This is a genomic window from Bradyrhizobium sp. Leo170 (assembly GCF_004296405.1).
GTDB lineage: Bacteria > Pseudomonadota > Alphaproteobacteria > Rhizobiales > Xanthobacteraceae > Bradyrhizobium.
In genome coordinates this window covers 1-17,431 of the sequence record NZ_PSRR01000168.1, presented here as the reverse complement: position 1 = coordinate 17,431, position 17,431 = coordinate 1, and the positions used below count along the sequence as shown (strand labels likewise).

Genomic DNA, 17,431 nt, shown 5'->3' with positions numbered 1-17,431 from the left:
TCAAAACACCCAGCCCCCGGTTCCCCGAAACTGCCCCAAGCCGCCGGAAATGTCGGAAAATCCGTGCTGTAGCGGCTCATTCAGAAAATATCAGAAAAACTTCAGAACGCCACGGGCACCGCATCAGGACACCTGGCCGCCATCATGGGACGAATGCGCTCCCGCCTTTTCGGCTGCCGTGGGGCCACGCGCCGGCGGGTGGGGCGGGGAGAGGCGGTGTTCCGGAAAGTATGGGATCGGTTCGGGGCCCCCCGGGTACCGGCACACCGACCTCGCCCCGTTTTGGGACAAAGACGCTTTTCATTCCTCTTGGACGATGAGACCCCTGTGCTCAGCTTTACGACCGACGACATCGACCCCGAGCATCGCTTCGATCATTGGCGCGAGGTGCGCGGAAAGAGCCTGTTCGGTGTCACGATCGAACTGCCGACCGAGCGCCGCGCCGACTTTTAGGGGCGGTTTTCCGCGATCGATATCGGAGGCGCGATCGTCTCGCGGATGCATGCCTCGTCCTATCGGGTCAGCCGGACCAGCGGCGATATCGCGCGCATGCCGGCCGACAGCCTGTGCATTGCGTGGCAGACGCGCGGGGCCGGCTGGATGGATGTCGGCCGGGGGCGGGGGCATCGCGTGGCCGATGGCGACATCGTCATCAACCATTCCGACACTCCCTTCGAGGGGACACCGGAGCGTTCCGACGGGTTCGACTTCCTGATGCTGAAGATCCCCCTGGGCCGCGACGTGCTGCTGGGCGCGCCGGCCCATGACCTTTTCGCCGCGACGCTCTTGCAGAAGAGCCCGTTCTTCAGGGCGCTCTCGGCGCTGTTTCATGCCTTGACGCAGGAGCCGCGCGGTGTCGTCGATCCCTCGGCAGAGATCACGCATATCGCAAGATTGGCCATGCTCGCGCGGGGCCGTCTCTTGCCTGGAATGCCCGAGTGCCGCGCGGCGCTGCGTTCGGGCTTCTACTATGCCGCGCGTGACATTCTCGTCCGCGATCTGCATCAGCCGGGCTTGTCGCCCGCGCAGGTCGCGCAAGAACTCGGAATATCGCTGCGGCAGGTTCATGTGTTGTTCGAGCCGACGGGGCTCTCATTCTCGCGCACGCTGGCGGCCCTGCGGGTGCGCAAAGCGGGCGAGTTGCTGGCAATGGCGCCGTCACGGCCCGTCGCGGATGTCGCCTATGCCTGTGGCTTCGATAGCCTTGCAACATTTTATCGCGCCTTCCGAAATTACTACGGCATGACGCCGCGCGACATGCGCGTTCACGCGAACTGCGAGTGAGAGGCCGTGGCCGCTTCGCTGCGACGGCGCAGAGTCATGGGGACGCTTGCAGGTCAAAATCGAGGGCGTGCGCGCATTGAGAAGACAGCCTGTTACCGCTTCTGTAAACGCCCGCAGGCATTTGGATTTTCGGATCATTCCCGAAAGAGGAGTGGCCGAGCCGTTCAGGGGGCTCTTCTCGCTTGCTGACCATCAGGGTTTTCATCACCAAAATATTTTCAAAATCTACAGCTTGCGGCGAATATTGAGGCAGCGCGCGTTCGCGGCTGCTGCCAGCCGCGCGCGTCTGTTCGTTGATGCCGTCTCGCTGATCAACAGCAGGCTTCGATGGCCGCTCTAGTCTTCTCGGCTTCCGGCCGCTCGGCAATCCGGTGTGCGCCGCCGGCGCTGTAAATTGATCGGAAAGGAAGGCCAGTGTATCACGCTGCGCGAGATCTGAGCGTAGGGAAGAGAAATGGCGGCAGGGGATTTGGACGTTCTGATTCGGTCGATGGCAAAGAAGCAGGCCAAGGCGATCACTGATGCCGCCAGGAAGCAGCATGGCCGTCTGATGGGAATGGCCGTCAAGGCCAAGGACAAGGAGACCAAGGAGCGCCATAAACACCTCGCCAAGAACACGCTCGCGTCGGCAGCGGCGGCGGCGAGACGGCTGCAAATCACGGCGGAGAATGTGGCCGACAGCTATGCGCGATCGATGAAGAAGGCCGCCGAAGAAAAGCCGCCGGCGGCAAAGCCGGTCAAGGCGGCTAAGCCGGCCAAAAAGAAAAAGGGCTGACTTCGACCCGCCGCACGACGTCGCGAGCACGCCCCGGCTGGGCGAGGTCTCGCGGCGCCCGCTCAAGTTGGCGGCCCGTACGAAAATACCGGGCGATCACAAAATACTTAAGTATTTCAATCTATTGTGCGTGAGTTGGTTGTTTTCAACGGCCAATCCGACAACCGATGCCTCGCAATATTGCCTGACATCAGCAAATCTTTACTTGAATTAAAACACGAACGTTCGTATTTGATCGATCGCCGATGAGGGGCGCGAATTGTCCAGGACACGCAAAATCACGACCGACGATATCCTCGATGCTGCGGAGCGAGTGGTTATCCGTCTCGGGGCCGCGGGCCTTTCGATCGATGCGGTGGCCCAGGAGGCTGGCGTCAGCAAGTCGCGGGTCGTCTACGACCATAGGTCCAAGAGCGCGCTGCTGGAGGCGTTGATCGACCGCCGCGTCAAGGCGGAGCTTGAGCGCATCGAACAGACCGTGGCGGAGAACGCCGGCACGCCGCATCCCGAACTGTTCGGCCGGATCGCGGTCGCCGAGCGGATTCCCGACGATCGGGACAAGGCGGTCGCGCTCGCGATCAGCGCCTCGATGTCGAGCGAGGAGAAGATCCAGGAGCAGATGCGCGACTGGACCCTGGCGGACTTGCGCGCGATGGCCGCGGGCCTGCGGCCGAAAGCGGCGCTGATGGCCTACCTGGCGCTGACCGGCTTTTACTGCACCGAACTCTTCGGCTTCCACCAGTGGGACGCAGCCGAGCGATCCGAAATCCTCGCAGGCATCAGGACGATCTACACGTCCTTTCCCGACGAAAGCTGATGCCGCCCACAATTCGCTGACACTCAAGGAAATCAAGAAATGTACAGCAGCAGAGCTCTGCCGCGCGTGAGGACATATCTGGCAGCGGCGGCATTCCTGGCGCTAACGATCGGTGGCGTTGCCGCGCAGCAAGGCGCGGAACTGCCTCCGCCTGCGGTCAGCGTGATCGAACTCAAAGCGCATGCCGTTCCGGTCGTGAACGAGCTTCCGGGCCGCATCGCTGCGACGCGTATCTCCGAGGTTCGCGCGCGTGTTTCCGGGATCCTTCAGGCACGCGTGTTCACGCAGGGTACTCCGGTCAAGGAAGGCGACGTCCTTTACCGCATCGATCCGAAGCTGTTCCAGGTGCGCGTAGCGAGCGCCGAAGCCTCGCTGCGGCGTGCCAAGGCCGTTCAGCAAAATGCGAAACAGCAATTCGAGCGCCAGAAGATCCTTCACGAGCGCGACGCCACCAGCGGCGTGAACCTGGATACGGCAACTGCGACCCTTGCCCAGGCCGATGCCGACGTCGCATTGGCCGAAGCCGCGCTCGCCGAGGCGAAGATCAATCTCGACTACACCGAGGTTCGCGCTCCGATCAGCGGCATCATCGGCGGCGCCCTCGTCACTGAGGGCGCGCTCGTCACCGCCGACGGAACGCAGAATATGGCGCTGATCCAGCAGGTGGATTCCGTCTATGTCGACTTCACGCAATCGGCGCAGGACCTGCTCACGCTCAAGCGCGCCGTCGAGGAGGGCAAGCTCGCCAGTCCGGCGCCGGGAGAGGCTCGGGTGGAGCTCGTTTTCGACGATGGCGGCCTCTATGCGGAAGCGGGGCGGTTGCTGTTCGCCAGCGCCAGCGTCGATTCCACCACCGGGCAGGTCACTCTGCGCGCCGAATTCCCGAACCCGAAACACGACCTGTTACCCGGCATGTATGTTCGCGTGCGCATTGCGCAGGCCGTTCGCGAGGGCGCCATCACCATTCCTCAGCGTGCCGTGACCCGGGCCCGCGACGGCAAGGCGCAGGTCTACCTCGTATCGGAAGGCGGGATTGCGGAGACGCGCGACGTCGAACTTGGACAGGCACTCGGTTCGGAATGGGTCGTCGAGTCCGGCCTGAAGGAGGGGGAGCGCGTCGTCGTCGATGGCGTGCAGAAGGTCCGCTCCGGTGGCAAGGTTGTCCCCGAGCCGTGGAAGCCTGCCGATCGCGAAGCGGGAATCCCCGCCGACCAGCCGAACAACCGGGCGAGGTAATCTGATGGCTCAGTTTTTCATCAGGCGGCCGGTCCTTGCCTGGGTCTTTGCCCTGTTCATCTGCATTGCCGGTGTCATCGCGATTCCGCTCTTGCCGGTCGCGCAGTACCCCAAGGTCGCGCCGCCGCAACTGACGATTTCGACCTCCTATCCGGGGGCTTCGCCGCAGGAAATCTATCAGGGCGTCACGCGCCTGATCGAGGAGGAACTGAATGGCGCCGCCAGGTTGATGTATTTCGAATCGACGTCGGACACGTCAGGCTCGATCAGCATCAACGTATCTTTCGAGGCCGGCACCAGCATCGAGCAGGCGTCCGTCGACGTGCAGAACAGGCTGCGGCGAATTCAATCGCGACTGCCGGCAGCGGTGGCCGCGCAGGGCGTGACCGTGGAAGAGGCTTCAGCCGGCTTCCTCATGATCGTGTCGCTCACGTCCACCGATGGCAAGCTCGATGAAGTCGCGCTCGGCGACTACTTCAGTCGCAACGTGCTTGGCGAACTGCGCCGTCTTCGCGGAGTGGGGCGCGCGCAGTTGTTCGCCGCTCAACGCGCGATGCGCGTCTGGATCGATCCGGACAAGATGGTCGGCCTCGGGCTGACCGCCGCCGACATCAACGGTGCGATCATGGTGCAGAACGCCCAGGTCGCGGCCGGGCAGATCGGCGCATCGCCGAATCCGGTCACAACCGACCTAACAGCGACCGTTCTCGTCAAGGGACAGCTCGCCAACACCAAAGAATTCGGCAACATCGTGCTGCGGGCAAACCCGGACGGCAGCACGGTTCGGCTCAAGGATGTTGCCCGCCTCGAGCTCGGCGCGGAGAATTACAACTTCTCCAGTCGCCTGAACGGCCAGCCGAGCGCCGCTGTGGGCATCCAGCTCTCCGCAACCGGCAACGCGGTCGCGACGTTGCGTGCCGTGCAGGCGAAAATGGAGGAATTGTCGCGGTTCTTCCCGCAGGACGTGAAATATTCGGTACCCTACGACACCAGTCCCTTCGTGTCCGCCTCGATCGAGAAAGTGCTGGAGACGCTGCTCGAAGCGGTCGTGCTCGTCTTCGTGGTGATGTTCGTCTTCCTGCAGAACTTCCGCTACACGCTGATCCCGACGCTGGTCGTGCCAATCGCATTGCTTGGCACCGGCGCGGTCATGCTGGTGGCGGGCTTTTCGATCAACGTCCTGACCATGTTCGCGATGGTGCTGGCGATCGGCATCCTTGTCGATGACGCCATCGTCGTCGTCGAGAACGTCGAGCGCATCATGGCGGAGGAAGGACTTTCACCGAAGGACGCCACCAGGAAGGCCATGAACCAGATCACGGGCGCCATCCTCGGGATCACGCTCGTTCTTTCCTCCGTCTTCATCCCGATGGCGTTCTTCCCTGGCTCGACGGGAATCATCTATCGCCAGTTCAGCCTGACCATGGTCGTTTCGATCCTGTTCTCGGCATTTCTAGCGCTGTCGCTTACGCCGGCGCTTTGCGCGACCTTCCTCAGACCGATCAAGCATGGTCATCATGGGAAGAAGGGGATTGGCGGCTGGTTCAACCGCAAATTCGAAGCATTGACCGATCGCTACACCGGCGCTGCCGGCGGCATCGTGCGGCGCGCCGGGCGCATGATGGTGATCTATCTCGCCCTGGTCATCGGCCTCGGTTACTTCTTCGTCAGCCTCCCCACCGCCTTCCTCCCGAACGAGGACCAGGGCTTTCTGGTCGTTGACATCCAGGGCCCGCCCGAAGCCAGCGCCAACCGGACGCTGGCGTCGATCAAGCAGATCGAGGAGATTTTCAAGACGGAGCCTGCCGTGCGCGATATCGTGGCCATTCAGGGCTTCAGCTTCTCGGGCAACGGCTCGAATGCCGCCTTGATGTTTGTGACCCTCAAGGACTGGAGCGAGCGGGGCGCGGGCCAATCCGCCCAGGCGATTGCCGATCGCGTCAACGGGCAATTGTTTGCACTGAAGGACGCGACCGGCTTCGCGCTTTCACCGCCGCCGATCGATGGCTTCGGCACGACAGGGGGCTTCGCCTTCCGTCTTCAGGATCGCAATGGCCTGGGTCAGGCGGCGCTCACGGACGCGGCGGCCGAGCTGATGGAGAAGGCCGGCAAGAGTCCGGTGCTCGCGGGCCTTCGCATCGAAGGGTTATCGGATGCGGCGCAGGTTCTTCTTGTTATCGATCGCGAGAAGGCCAACACGTTCGGCGTGACCTTCGCCGACATCAACAACACGATCACAGCCAACCTCGGATCGTCCTACATCAACGACTTTCCGAACGCCGGCCGCATGCAGCGGGTCATCATCCAGGCTCGGGATCACGGCCGGCTGCGGGTGGAGGATCTCCTGAAGCTCAACGTCCGCAATGCGGGCGGCGGCATGGTGCCTCTGTCCTCGTTTGCCATGGCCCAGTGGCAGAAGGGATCGCCGCAGATCGTCGGATATAACGGCTACCCGACGGTGCGCATCGCGGGCGAGCCGGCTCCAGGTCATTCGTCGGGCGCGGCGATCGCCGAGATGGAGCGCCTCGCTTCGCAGCTGCCGAACGGCATCGGCTTCGAATGGACCGGTCAGTCGCTGGAAGAGATCAAATCGGGATCGCAGGCGCCAATTCTGTTCGGCCTTAGCATCCTCTTCGTCTTCCTGCTGCTCGCCGGCCTCTACGAAAGCTGGTCGATCCCGCTCTCGGTCATGCTCGTCGTGCCGCTCGGCGTGATCGGTTGCGTCCTGGCCGTGATGCTCCGAGGAATGCCGAACGACCTCTACTTCAAGGTCGGGCTGATCGCCATCATCGGCCTGTCGGCGAAGAACGCCATCCTGATCGTCGAATTCGCCAAGGACTACTACGCGGAAGGCAGATCGCTGGCTGACGCTGCGGTTGACGCCGCTCGCGTCCGCTTCCGGCCGATCATCATGACGTCGCTCGCCTTCACGCTCGGCGTCGTGCCGCTCGCCATCGCATCAGGCGCCAGCGCGGCCAGCCAGAACGCCATCGGCACCGGCGTTCTCGGCGGCATGATCTCCGCGACGGTTCTCGCGATCTTCTTCGTCCCTGCCTTCTTCGTGTTCGTTCTGCGCCTGCTGCGGACCAGAAGGCCGGCCGCGAACGATGACGCGGCAGCCGAGGCTCCGCTTGCGAAGCCATCTGAAGCTTAGCGTTCGCGCTCCCTCTCCCGCTTGCGGGAGAGGGTTGGGGTGAGGGTGTCTCCGCGATGAGATTGTCCGTGGGGAAAGAGCCCTCGCCAAACTTCCATTTCAGCCGTAACCATTCTCTCGCCGTTCGAAGCCGAAGCGTAGCGATGCTTCGCCAAAGTCCTCCCTGAGCCGGCCGGGCCTTCTCAGGGCGAGATGGTCTCCCGCGCCGATGTTCACGCTGGAGGATCACATGAAAGTTCTCATCGCTTCGACGCCTGCAACCGGCCATCTCAATCCGCTGCTTGCAGTCGCTCGCGGCCTTATCGACGAGCGACACGATGTTACATTCCTGACCGGCAGCGTGCTGCGGTCACGGGTTGAGGCCATTGGTGCAGGATTCCGTTCGCTGCCCCCCGCCGCCGACCTCGATCTGCGAAAGTTCGATGAGGCCGTGCCGGAGCTCAAGAATATGGAGCCTGGGCTACAATGGCTGCGCGTCGCCCTGGAGCGCATTTTTGTCGATACCATGCCGGCGCAACATGCCGGGTTGCAGCAGCTCGTGCACGAGCTCCAGCCCGACGTCATCGTGGGTGACGACATGTTCTTTGGTGTGCTTCCGATGGCGCTCGGCTCGCGTGCAAATCGGCCTCCGGTGGTGCTGTGCGGGACTTCGGTGCTGCACTCGAGCCGTGACGATGGCGCACCGCTCTTCCTTGGACTTCCGCCCGCAACCACCCAGGCAGAGCGTGACAATTACGCCGTCATCGCCAAGGAATATGACAGTGTGGTCAACGAGCCGGCAACGCGCCGGATCAATGAGCTCCTGGCAGAACTGGGCGCGCGGCCGTTGCCGACAGTGCTGTTCGAGGCCGTTGTGGAACTGGCCGACGCCTATCTGCAGCTATCGGTGCCGAGCTTCGAGTTTCCGCGAAAGCTGCCGTCCACGGTCCATTTCGTGGGCAGACCTCCGATCATTCCGAACCAGGCGCCGGTGCCGCCATGGGCCGGTGATCTCGACGGCACGCGCAAGGTGGTGCTGGTCACGCAGGGGACGGTGGCCAATCACGATTTCGGTCTTCTCGTCGCGCCGACGCTGGCGGCCCTTGCGGACGAGCCGGATCTGCTGGTGGTGGTGACCACGGGTGGTCGTCCGGTCGATGCGATCCCCGGCCCGATTCCGTCCAATGCCCGCGTGTCCAGCTACCTGCCGTTCGAGTGGATCCTTGGAAAGACGGATGTGTTCGTTACCAATGGCGGCTACGGCAGCGTCAATCAGGCGATGAGCTTTGGAATTCCGATCGTGAGCGCCGGTCTGACCGAGGACAAGGCCGATGTGAACGCGCGCATCGCGTGGTCCGGCGTCGGTATCAATCTGGCGACCAATCAGCCGGATCCGCGGGTCCTGCGCGAGGCGGTTCGGACCGTGCTCGAAAAGCCGGGCTACCGCATGCGGGCCGCATCGATGGCCGATGAGTTCGCCAAACGCGATACGCGATCGCTGATCGTCCGCATCATCCACGAAGCGGCGACAGGAAAGAAAGCGCCCGCCCGCCGCAAGGCCGCAGCGGCGTAACTCCGCATCCCGTCCGATCGATATCGCTCAGGGGATCATCGTTGAACGTTGATCCCCTGATATCCCAGGCGGTCATCGATCGGCCTGTTGCAGGAATTCGAGCGTCCAGTTTACGCCCGTCGGGTGAAAATCGAGGTTGCCGCTGCCGTTCAGGGCGCGGGGCACGATCTGCTCGATCACGACGCGGCCGAAACCTTGCCGTTGCGGCGGCGTCACGGCGGGGCCGCCCTTTTCCGACCACGAGAAGCGAATCCGGTCGTCCGCTTCCTCCGCGTGCCAGCGGATCACCACCTCGCCGCCGGGCGCCGACAACGCCCCGTGCTTGGAGGCATTGGTCGCAAGCTCATGCAACGCCAGGCCCAAATGCTGCACGGCGTCGGGCTTGAGGACGATCGCCGGGCCATCCGCGTCGATGCGCCCTGAATTGGCTTCATCGAAGGGCCGCATCTGTGACGACACCAGATCGTGCAGCGAGGAGCCACGCCAGCTATCCCTGACCAGCAGATCATGACAATGCGCCAGCGCCTGCAGCCGCTCGATGAAGCGCGTCTGGTACTGCTTGACGTCCCCGGTATATTTCGCGGTTTGGTTGGCGACCGCCATGACGACGGCGAGCAGGTTCTTGGTGCGGTGTGAAAGCTCCTCGACGATGAAGCGGGTGTGCTCCTCGCGCCGCTTCTGCTCGCTGATATCGATATGGGTGCCGATCCAGCGATACACCGTCGAGGTCGCATCCCGGAGCGGGATCACCCGGGTCAGGAATGGGCGGTAGCGTCCGTCCTTTCCGAGCAGCGACAACTCCATTTCGAGTGGCACGCCCGCGCGCAGCGATTGCGCCCAGCGGCTCTTGACCTCCGGCTGTGAGGCACGGGAGAGCAGCGCCTGCCAGTCATGCACGCTGCCGGCTTCCACGGGCACGCCCGTATAGTCGTACCATTGGCTGTTGATCCAGAAGATCCGGCCATCAGCGTCCGCCATCCAGACCAGTTGCGGAATGGCATCGGCCAGCGTGTGAAACTGCCGTTCGCTGGCCAGCAGTGCGGCTTCAGCGCGCTTGCGTTCGGTGATCTCTTCGGCGGCGACGTTGACGCCGATGATGTCGCCGCGCGGTCCCCGGTGCGGGTGCCAATAGGTGATCCACGTGCGGTCTTCGACCTGGTCGGGACGCTGCCCGGCCACCTCGACGCCGATCACCGGTTCGCCGGTCGTCATGATCGAGCGGACGATGGCCTCGACCGAGTCGGCCAGCGCAGGCACGCATTCGCGCACCGTTCGTCCAAGATGCCCTTCGACGGAAATGCCGCATATTTCGGTCAGCCGCTGGTTGATATGCAGATAGCGGCAGTCCGGCGACAGGAATGCGAGCCCGATCGACGCAGTGTCATAGATCAATTGCAGTGCGGGCTGCTCGGCAAACGGCAGGCCGGCCAAGGCGAGGCTCGGCAGATCCGCCTGCGGCTGGTGGCGCGCATCATTGGGCACCGGATGCCTCGTCAGTGCTTCTCTGTCCGCAGCCACCCCCGCTGGCGCGACCAGCCTACACCGGCCTCCCGGCCCTGTGTCAACTGATCCCGCCGCATGCATTCTGTGCTTTCAAGTTATTGAAAATACATACAAAGTTCATCCCGGCCGGACGGGGATCGCTGGCCGCCTGAAGATAGACGGATAGCTTCATGCCGAGAGCGCAGTACTCGCCGTTGGAAAATAGTGTATCCGCTGTTTCGACAGCGCGGCCGGACCTCTGTTCCCGCGCCACAAGAGCATAAGTTTCTTCGGAGGAAGTTTTCATGTCGGCTCTGCCACTCTCGGGCATCAAGATTCTCGACCTGACGCGTGTGCTCGCGGGTCCCTTGTCGGCGCAGATGCTGGGCGATCTCGGCGCCGAGGTGATCAAGATCGAACGTCCCGGCACCGGCGACGACGCGCGCGCCTTTGGTCCGCCTTATCTGGAGGATCCCGAAGGCAAGGAGAACAACAACAACTCGTTCTATCTCTGTGCCAACCGCAACAAGAAGTCGGTCACGGTCAACATCGCGAAGCCGGAGGGGCAGGAGATCATCCGCGAGCTCGCCAAGGGCGTCGACGTGATGATGGAGAACTACAAGGTCGGCGATCTCAAGCGCTACGGGCTCGATTACGACTCGATCAAGAAGATCAACCCGCGCATCATCTATTGCTCGGTGACCGGCTTCGGCCAGACCGGCCCCTATGCGCCGCGCGCCGGCTATGATGCGATCTTCCAGGCGATGGGCGGGCTGATGAGCGTCACCGGCCATATGGATGGCGAGCCCGGCGCCGGCCCGATGAAGGTCGGCCCCTCCATCGTCGATTACATGACCGGCATGAACACCTCGATCGGCATCCTGTCCGCGCTCTACCATCGCGATGCGAGGGGCGGGGAGGGGCAGCATGTCGATGTCTGCCTGTTCGACACCGTGATCGCCTCGCTCTCGCACTACGCGCAGATCTATCTCGTCAACGGCAAGACGCCGCCGCGCCGCGGCACCTGGGGCAATGGCGGCATGCCGGCCGGCGTGTTCCGCTGCACCGACGGCGAACTGATGCTGGTGGTCGGCAACGATGCGCAGTTCGAGCGCACCTGCGCCGTGCTCGGCGAGCCCGAACTCGCCAAGGACCCGCGTTTCGTCAAGAACAACAACCGCGTCGTGCACGGCAAGGAGATCATGGCGATCTTCGCCGGCTTGTTCCTGAAAAAGCCGGTCGCCTATTGGCTCGAGGAGCTGGAGAAGGCCGGCGTGCCGTGCGGCCCCGTCAACGATTTCGCGCAGATGTTTGCCGACGAGCATGTCCGTTCGCGCGGCATGGAGATCAAGGTCGACCACCCCTTCGAGCATTCGCTGTCGCTGATCCGTAACGCCCTGACGTTCTCGGCCACGCCGATCAACGACTACCGCGCGCCGCCGCTGCTCGGCGCGAACACCAGGGAAGTGCTGTCGGGCGAGCTCGGTTATGACGAAGCCAAGATCGAGGGCCTGAAGGCGAAGGGGATCGTTTAAGCGTTGCGGCGGAGCGTAGCCCGGGTGGAGCGAAGCGCAACCCGGGATCTGTCGAGCATCGCGCGGGCTTTCCCCGGGTTACGCTTCGCTCCACCCGGGCTACGGCCGCTGGGGAGAGATGGGCGCCCGTCGATGGCCGTCAAACGGCATATTGTGCCGCGAAATTGAAAGACAGATTTCGTCGCTGGGTATTTAATAAGCTGGTTTTGTATCTGTAATTGTGAGGGGAGAATGGCCGATGCAGTTCGCTCGCTCCGCTTTACCGTTACTTGCGGCGCTTCTTGCAAGCCCAGCCGTTGCGCAATCCTTTCCGCCAGGATCTGCGGTTTATAACTGGCACTATACTTGTCCCACCAACAACCAAGACGGCACTTGCCGGTTTTCGATTTTGGCGGCGAGCTACTCGGGAAATAATGTCGCCGACGTTCAGGCCGTGCTGGCCTATCAAACGGTCGGAGCGCAGCAGATTCCGTTCTACCATTCCGGATCACATTCATGGGCAACAAGAAACCGGACCTGGTGATGATCCAGGCCAATGCTGCGGTTTCATTTGCAGCGTACGGCATGGCCCAGGCCAGTGGCACGGGTCCGATTGCTTCGGACACTGTCTCTGCGTTGAATTAGCGTGTGATCCGATCAGATTGAAATCCAGCCGCAATGAAGCTGCGCTCCCTCTCCCGCTTGCGGGAGAGGGCTGGGGTGAGGGTCTCTCCGCGAAAAGAAAGAGATTATCTTTGCGCGGAGAGAGCCTCACCCGGCGCTGCGCCATAGCCGAAGCTCCGCTTCGGCGTTCTCTAAGGACGGCCGCCGAAGGCGGCCTGTGCCTCTCCCGCTTGCGGGGGAGGTGAAGCCAATCCGCTGCCGATTCAACTTGATCGGATCGCGCTCTTAGCGCGCGTCGCGCGCGAGCATGCGCGCCGGCGCCTTGCTCGCGGCATCGCCCGTCGTCAGCGCCATCGCTGCGACCGATACCACGCGCTCGATGATTCCTTCGACGTCGTCGACGTCGCATTTGCCTTCCGACAGCTTCGTCAGCCGCTCGCTGTCGCGCACGGTCTGCTGCGCCATGGCGAGTGCGAAGTGCAGGCCCCAATAGAGTTCGACATCGCTGTGCCCGGGGAGCGACCGCCGCATCGCCGCGATGAATTTGCGCAAGTGGTCGATCTCGCGGTTCCGGATGCGGCGGATCGGCGGCACTGACTCAATCGAGACCCGTATCATGAAACGTGCCGCGGTGGAGCGCTGGTTCTCCGGACCCAAGCAGCCGCGCAAGGTCGGGCCGACAAGGGCGCGCAGTATCGCATCGATCGAGGCCCGCTCACCGCCTGCTTCCTCGGCGGCCTGCAATAGTCTGAGCCGTTCGCGGTTGAGCTGGATGCTGCGGGTGACGAACAGTTCCGCGATCAATTCATCCTTCGAGCCGAAGTGATAGTTCACCGCGGCGAGGTTGACGTTCGCCTCCGCGACGATGTCGCGCAGCGTGACATCGCCGAAGCCGCGGTCGGCATAGAGCCGCTCGGCGGCGGCGAGGATGGCGGTACGGGTCTGGTCGCTGGGCATGGCCTTCAGCCTTTTCCGTCATTCCGGGGCGCGACGCAGTCGCGAACCCGGAATCTCGCGCCGTAACCTCTGGATTCCGGGTTCAGCCCTGCGGGCTGCCCCGGAATGACGAAAGGCGCAGAGGCATTTCAAACATTTGTATGAAACTATCGTTTGAAGGTCGGAAAATGTCAATCCGCTGATATGCGCGATCGGCGTTCCGGCACGCCACATTCATTGTCGCCCGTGCTCAGGCCTTGCGGTGCGCGGGCGGCGAGAAGACAGTGCGGCCCAAAGTCTAGGAAACGAGGAGCATCCCATGGATTTCACGATGTCGGACAAGCAGAGGGAATGGCTGAACCGCGTGCAGTCGTTCATGACCACGCATGTTCGCCCGGCGGTGCCGATCTACAAGAAGCAGGACGAGGAGGGGCCGCGCTGGAAGGTGATCCCGATCCTTGAAGACTTGAAGAAGAAGGCCAAGGCCGAGGGCCTCTGGAACATGTTCCTGCCGCCGTCCTCGCATGATGACGACGAATTTCACGGCGCGGGATTGACCAATCTCGAATACGCGTTGCTCTCGGAAGAGATGGGCCACATCACCTGGGCGTCCGAAGTCTTCAACTGCTCGGCGCCCGACACCGGCAACATGGAAGTCCTGTTCCGCTACGGCAGCAAGGAGCAGAAGCGGCAATGGCTGCGGCCGCTGATGGACGGCGAGATCCGCTCCGCCTTCCTGATGACGGAGCCCGCGGTGGCCTCGTCGGATGCGACCAACATCGAGACCCGGATCGAGCGCGACGGCGATCACTATGTGATCAACGGCCGCAAATGGTGGTCGTCGGGCGTCGGCGATCCCCGCTGCAAGATCGCGATCCTGATGGGCAAGACTGATCCTTCGGCCGCCAGGCATCAGCAGCAGTCGCAGATCCTGGTCCCGCTCGACACCCCCGGCATCAAGGTCGAGAAGATGCTGCCGGTGTTCGGCTTCGATGACGCGCCGCACGGCCATGCCCAGGTGCTGCTCGAGAACGTGCGCGTGCCGGCGTCGAACCTCCTGCTCGGCGAAGGCCGCGGTTTCGAGATCGCGCAGGGCCGCCTCGGCCCGGGCCGCATCCATCACTGCATGCGCACCATCGGCAAGGCCGAGGAGGCGCTGGAGAAGATGGTGAAGCGGCTGATGTCGCGCACCGCCTTCGGCAAGAAGATCATCGAGCATTCGGTGTGGGAGCAGCGCATCGGCGAAGCCCGCACCAATATCGAGATGACGCGCCTGCTGTGCCTCAAGGCTGCCGACATGATGGACAAGGTCGGCAACAAGTCCGCGCAACTCGAGATCGCCATGATCAAGGTTGCGGCGCCGAATATGGCGCTGAAGATCATCGACGAGGCGATCCAGGCCTATGGCGGCGGCGGCGTGTCCGACGATGCAGGCCTGGCGAAGGATTATGCGGGCATCCGCACGCTGCGGTTGGCCGACGGTCCGGACGAGGTGCATAATCGCGCCATTGCCAGACTTGAACTTCGGAAGTATGCAAACACTACGCACTGATCGGGAACGCCCAGATGGCGCTCCCCAAGAAGAGTGAGGGAGCGTCATCGTGGCGGACGGCGTCAGGAAGGACGAAGAATTTTCCGGGACCCGGGAAGTCGAGGAACGGCATCGCATCGACGAGGCAAGCCTTGCCCGCTGGATGCAGGAGCACGTTGAAGGCTTTCAGCGACCGCTGAAGGTCCTGCAATTCAAGGGCGGCCAGTCCAACCCGACCTATAAGCTCGAGACGCCCGGTCGCGCTTACGTGATGCGGCGCAAGCCGTTCGGTAAGTTGTTGCCATCAGCGCACGCGGTCGATCGCGAGTTCCGCGTGATCGCCGCGCTCGGCAAGCAGGGCTTTCCGGTCGCGAGGGCCTACGCGCTCTGCACCGACGACTCCGTGATCGGCGCCACCTTCTACGTCATGTCCTTTGAAGAGGGCCGGGTGTTCTGGGATCCGACGCTGCCGAGTCAGACGCCGGAGGATCGGCGCAAGATTTTCACCAGCAAGATCGAGACGCTGGCGAAACTCCACGTCTTCAATCCCGAAGCGATCGGGCTCGGCGATTTCGGCAAGCCCGGGAATTATTTCGCGCGCCAGATCGATCGCTGGACCAAGCAGTACCGCGCGTCCGAGACGCAGCACATCGAAGAATTCGAGAAGGTGGCCGAGTGGCTGCCGAAGACGGTGCCGCAGCAGGAGCGGGTCTCGATCGTCCACGGCGACTACCGCCTCGACAACATGATCTTCCATCCGACCGAGCCGCGGGTGCTGGCGGTGCTGGATTGGGAATTGTCGACGCTCGGCGATCCCATGGCCGACTTCACCTATCTGTTGATGCAATGGACCATGTCGGGGCTTGCCGACGCCGATCTCAAGGCGCTGAACATTCCGAGCATGGAAGAGGCTGCGCAGATCTATTGCAACGTCACCAACATGGCGGTGCCGGATCTCAACTGGTACTTCGCCTATAATCTGTTCCGCCTCGCGGGCATCACGCAGGGTATCGCCGGCCGGATCCGCGACGGCACCGCCGCGAACGCGAAGGCGATCGAATCAGCCAAGCGCACGGTGCCGCTGTCCAAGGCATCCTGGGAATACGCGCAAAAGGCGGGCGCAACGTGAGAGAAGATAGTGTGGCGCGACCCCTTCGGATCGCGCCACGTTGTAGCCGAGCCTGCCCGTCCAATCCGACCCGGTAGCTGACTTGGCGCTTTCCCCGAACGTACGCGGAAGCCTGTTCATGGCGGTGGCCACGGCGGGCTTCACGGTCAACGATGCGATCACCAAGTTCGTGTCAGCGGAGATGAACTTCGGCCAGGTGATGCTGGTGCGGGGTGTGTTTGCCATTGGGCTGATCACGGCGCTGGCATTCCACCACGGCGCGATGCGGTCGTTTCGGACGCTCCTGGTCAAGCCGGTCGCGCTGCGGGTGACCGGCGAAGTCGGCGGAACGGTCTCCTACCTTGCGGCACTCTCGCATTTGCCGCTCGCGAATATCTCCGCGATCCTCCAGGCGCTGCCGCTGCTCGTCACGCTGGGTGCCGCGCTGGCATTCGGTGAGCCCGTCGGCTGGCGGCGCTGGCTTGCGATCATCGCCGGCTTTGTCGGCGTTCTCATCATCGTTCGGCCAGGCGCGGAGGGCTTCAACCAGTTCGCGCTGTTCGCCTTGATCTCGGTGGTCTTCTGCGCGTTGCGCGATCTCGCGACCAGACAGATCCCGGCGCAGATTCCGTCGCTGTTCGTCACGCTGCTGACAACAGTCACGGTGACGACGACTGGCGCCGTCATCCTCGTCCCGCTCGGCGGCTGGACCCCGCCATCCGCCGGTGCGCTCGGCTTGCTGGCGATGGCTGCGGTTCTTGTCCTGATCGGCTACCAGTGCGTCATCATGGCGCTGCGCACCGGCGATATCTCCGCCGTGGCGCCGTTCCGCTATCTTGCGCTGCTATGGGCCATGCTGCTCGGCTATCTCATCTTCGGCGACGTGCCCGACGCCATGATGATCACAGGTGCTGCGATTATCGTCCTGTCCGGACTCTACGCCTTCTACCGCGAGCATAAGCGCAAACGCCCGGTGGCCGCAGGCGCATCCGGCCTGCCGCCGGATGGGCTGTGATCACCGCCGTCATTCCGGGGCGCGACGAAATCGCGAACCCGGAATCCACCGAGCCACCAACTCTAGCCGTCATTCCGGGATGCGCCGCAAGGCGCAGGCCCGGAATCCATTTTTCCGCTTGTGCAAGCGGCGAAATGGATTCCGGGCTCGATGCTGCGCATCGCCCCGGAATGACAGCCCGGTCATTGCGAGCGGAGCGAAGCAATCCATGCCTCCGCTTGCGGCGCTATGGATTGCTTCGCTTCGCTCGCAATGACGATGTGGTTGGTTTGGGTGCGACATATCAACCCGACGGGCAAATCAGCAGAAACGTGTCCATCCCTCACGCGAGAAATATTCCGCTTTCGCCGTCGGGCAAATCAGTGATTTAACTCCGCGCGTCTCACCCGAGAGAGGGGCGGCT

16 protein-coding genes are annotated in these 17,431 nt (G+C 63.0%); 12 read left to right on the top strand and 4 right to left on the bottom strand.

Annotated features, from left to right (window positions below; translation table 11 throughout):
* Positions 1 to 327 precede the first annotated feature (327 nt).
* Both CWO89_RS49195 and CWO89_RS25240 read left to right on the top strand, forming a co-directional pair.
* Positions 328 to 453 carry a hypothetical protein gene (locus tag CWO89_RS49195; RefSeq protein ID WP_349644905.1) on the top strand — a complete coding sequence of 42 codons (126 nt, stop codon included), beginning with the start codon at positions 328 to 330 and terminating at the stop codon, positions 451 to 453.
* A 45-nt stretch (positions 454 to 498) separates the two neighbouring features.
* Positions 499 to 1,284, top strand: a complete 786-nt coding sequence (locus tag CWO89_RS25240) for a helix-turn-helix transcriptional regulator (RefSeq protein ID WP_349644904.1) — start codon at positions 499 to 501, stop codon at positions 1,282 to 1,284.
* A 34-nt stretch (positions 1,285 to 1,318) separates the two neighbouring features.
* On the opposite strand, the gene CWO89_RS46155 is transcribed toward CWO89_RS25240, so the two are convergent.
* Complete coding sequence (locus CWO89_RS46155; protein ID WP_165421334.1) at positions 1,319 to 1,825, bottom strand: hypothetical protein; 507 nt, start codon at positions 1,823 to 1,825, stop codon at positions 1,319 to 1,321.
* Between the two features lie 15 nt (positions 1,826 to 1,840).
* On the opposite strand from CWO89_RS46155, the gene CWO89_RS25230 reads away from it, so the two are divergent.
* From CWO89_RS25230 to CWO89_RS25210, 5 genes are all read left to right on the top strand, one after another.
* Complete coding sequence (locus CWO89_RS25230; protein ID WP_245474685.1) at positions 1,841 to 2,059, top strand: hypothetical protein; 219 nt, start codon at positions 1,841 to 1,843, stop codon at positions 2,057 to 2,059.
* A 259-nt stretch (positions 2,060 to 2,318) separates the two neighbouring features.
* Positions 2,319 to 2,876 (top strand): TetR/AcrR family transcriptional regulator, encoded by a 558-nt coding sequence (locus CWO89_RS25225; RefSeq protein ID WP_130581376.1) that lies wholly within the window; start codon positions 2,319 to 2,321, stop codon positions 2,874 to 2,876.
* A 39-nt stretch (positions 2,877 to 2,915) separates the two neighbouring features.
* Positions 2,916 to 4,112, top strand: coding sequence for an efflux RND transporter periplasmic adaptor subunit (locus tag CWO89_RS25220; protein ID WP_130581375.1), 1,197 nt, complete (start codon positions 2,916 to 2,918; stop codon positions 4,110 to 4,112).
* 4 nt (positions 4,113 to 4,116) lie between these two features.
* Positions 4,117 to 7,266, top strand: a complete 3,150-nt coding sequence (locus tag CWO89_RS25215; RefSeq protein ID WP_130581374.1) for a multidrug efflux RND transporter permease subunit — start codon at positions 4,117 to 4,119, stop codon at positions 7,264 to 7,266.
* A 229-nt stretch (positions 7,267 to 7,495) separates the two neighbouring features.
* A complete protein-coding gene (locus tag CWO89_RS25210; RefSeq protein ID WP_130581373.1) occupies positions 7,496 to 8,818 on the top strand; it encodes a glycosyltransferase in 1,323 nt (440 codons plus the stop codon).
* Between the two features lie 72 nt (positions 8,819 to 8,890).
* Here the strand turns inward: CWO89_RS25210 and CWO89_RS25205 are convergent, their stop codons facing one another.
* Positions 8,891 to 10,300 carry a sensor histidine kinase gene (locus tag CWO89_RS25205; RefSeq protein ID WP_245476544.1) on the bottom strand — a complete coding sequence of 470 codons (1,410 nt, stop codon included), beginning with the start codon at positions 10,298 to 10,300 and terminating at the stop codon, positions 8,891 to 8,893.
* Positions 10,301 to 10,379: 79 nt separating this feature from the next.
* Entirely contained in the window at positions 10,380 to 10,607 is a 228-nt protein-coding gene (locus tag CWO89_RS25200; protein WP_130581371.1) for a hypothetical protein, read from the bottom strand.
* Here CWO89_RS25200 and CWO89_RS25195 point away from each other — a divergent pair.
* Together CWO89_RS25195 and CWO89_RS48915 are read left to right on the top strand one after the other, a co-directional pair.
* Positions 10,606 to 11,835, top strand: coding sequence for a CaiB/BaiF CoA transferase family protein (locus CWO89_RS25195; protein ID WP_130581370.1), 1,230 nt, complete (start codon positions 10,606 to 10,608; stop codon positions 11,833 to 11,835). The genes CWO89_RS25200 and CWO89_RS25195 overlap by 2 nt on opposite strands.
* Before the next feature lie 495 nt (positions 11,836 to 12,330).
* A complete protein-coding gene (locus tag CWO89_RS48915) occupies positions 12,331 to 12,459 on the top strand; it encodes a hypothetical protein (protein ID WP_283813550.1) in 129 nt (42 codons plus the stop codon).
* Positions 12,460 to 12,723: 264 nt separating this feature from the next.
* Here the strand turns inward: CWO89_RS48915 and CWO89_RS25185 are convergent, their stop codons facing one another.
* Complete coding sequence (locus tag CWO89_RS25185) at positions 12,724 to 13,395, bottom strand: TetR/AcrR family transcriptional regulator (protein WP_130581368.1); 672 nt, start codon at positions 13,393 to 13,395, stop codon at positions 12,724 to 12,726.
* 298 nt (positions 13,396 to 13,693) lie between these two features.
* Between CWO89_RS25185 and CWO89_RS25180 the strand changes: the two genes are divergently transcribed.
* The 3 genes from CWO89_RS25180 to CWO89_RS25170 all read left to right on the top strand — a co-directional run bounded on the left by CWO89_RS25180 (position 13,694) and on the right by CWO89_RS25170 (position 17,028).
* On the top strand, positions 13,694 to 14,926 hold the full coding sequence (locus CWO89_RS25180; protein WP_130581367.1) for an acyl-CoA dehydrogenase family protein: 1,233 nt from the start codon (positions 13,694 to 13,696) through the stop codon (positions 14,924 to 14,926).
* Positions 14,927 to 14,975: 49 nt separating this feature from the next.
* Positions 14,976 to 16,034, top strand: a complete 1,059-nt coding sequence (locus CWO89_RS25175; RefSeq protein ID WP_130581366.1) for a phosphotransferase family protein — start codon at positions 14,976 to 14,978, stop codon at positions 16,032 to 16,034.
* A gap of 82 nt (positions 16,035 to 16,116) precedes the next feature.
* A complete protein-coding gene (locus CWO89_RS25170) occupies positions 16,117 to 17,028 on the top strand; it encodes a DMT family transporter (protein WP_130581365.1) in 912 nt (303 codons plus the stop codon).
* Positions 17,029 to 17,431 lie beyond the last annotated feature (403 nt).

Bases quoted from the DNA above. Each gene is read 5' to 3' on its own strand.
- CWO89_RS25180 (WP_130581367.1), top strand. From the start codon at position 13,694: ATGGATTTCACGATGTCGGACAAGCAGAGGGAATGGCTGAACCGCGTG.
- CWO89_RS25210 (WP_130581373.1), top strand. From the start codon at position 7,496: ATGAAAGTTCTCATCGCTTCGACGCCTGCAACCGGCCATCTCAATCCG.
- CWO89_RS25215 (WP_130581374.1), top strand. From the start codon at position 4,117: ATGGCTCAGTTTTTCATCAGGCGGCCGGTCCTTGCCTGGGTCTTTGCC.
- CWO89_RS25220 (WP_130581375.1), top strand. From the start codon at position 2,916: ATGTACAGCAGCAGAGCTCTGCCGCGCGTGAGGACATATCTGGCAGCG.
- CWO89_RS25230 (WP_245474685.1), top strand. From the start codon at position 1,841: ATGGCCGTCAAGGCCAAGGACAAGGAGACCAAGGAGCGCCATAAACAC.
- CWO89_RS46155 (WP_165421334.1), bottom strand. From the start codon at position 1,825: ATGCTGCTTCCTGGCGGCATCAGTGATCGCCTTGGCCTGCTTCTTTGC.
- CWO89_RS25200 (WP_130581371.1), bottom strand. From the start codon at position 10,607: ATGAAAACTTCCTCCGAAGAAACTTATGCTCTTGTGGCGCGGGAACAG.
- CWO89_RS25195 (WP_130581370.1), top strand. From the start codon at position 10,606: ATGTCGGCTCTGCCACTCTCGGGCATCAAGATTCTCGACCTGACGCGT.
- CWO89_RS25240 (WP_349644904.1), top strand. From the start codon at position 499: ATGCATGCCTCGTCCTATCGGGTCAGCCGGACCAGCGGCGATATCGCG.
- CWO89_RS25185 (WP_130581368.1), bottom strand. From the start codon at position 13,395: ATGCCCAGCGACCAGACCCGTACCGCCATCCTCGCCGCCGCCGAGCGG.
- CWO89_RS48915 (WP_283813550.1), top strand. From the start codon at position 12,331: ATGGGCAACAAGAAACCGGACCTGGTGATGATCCAGGCCAATGCTGCG.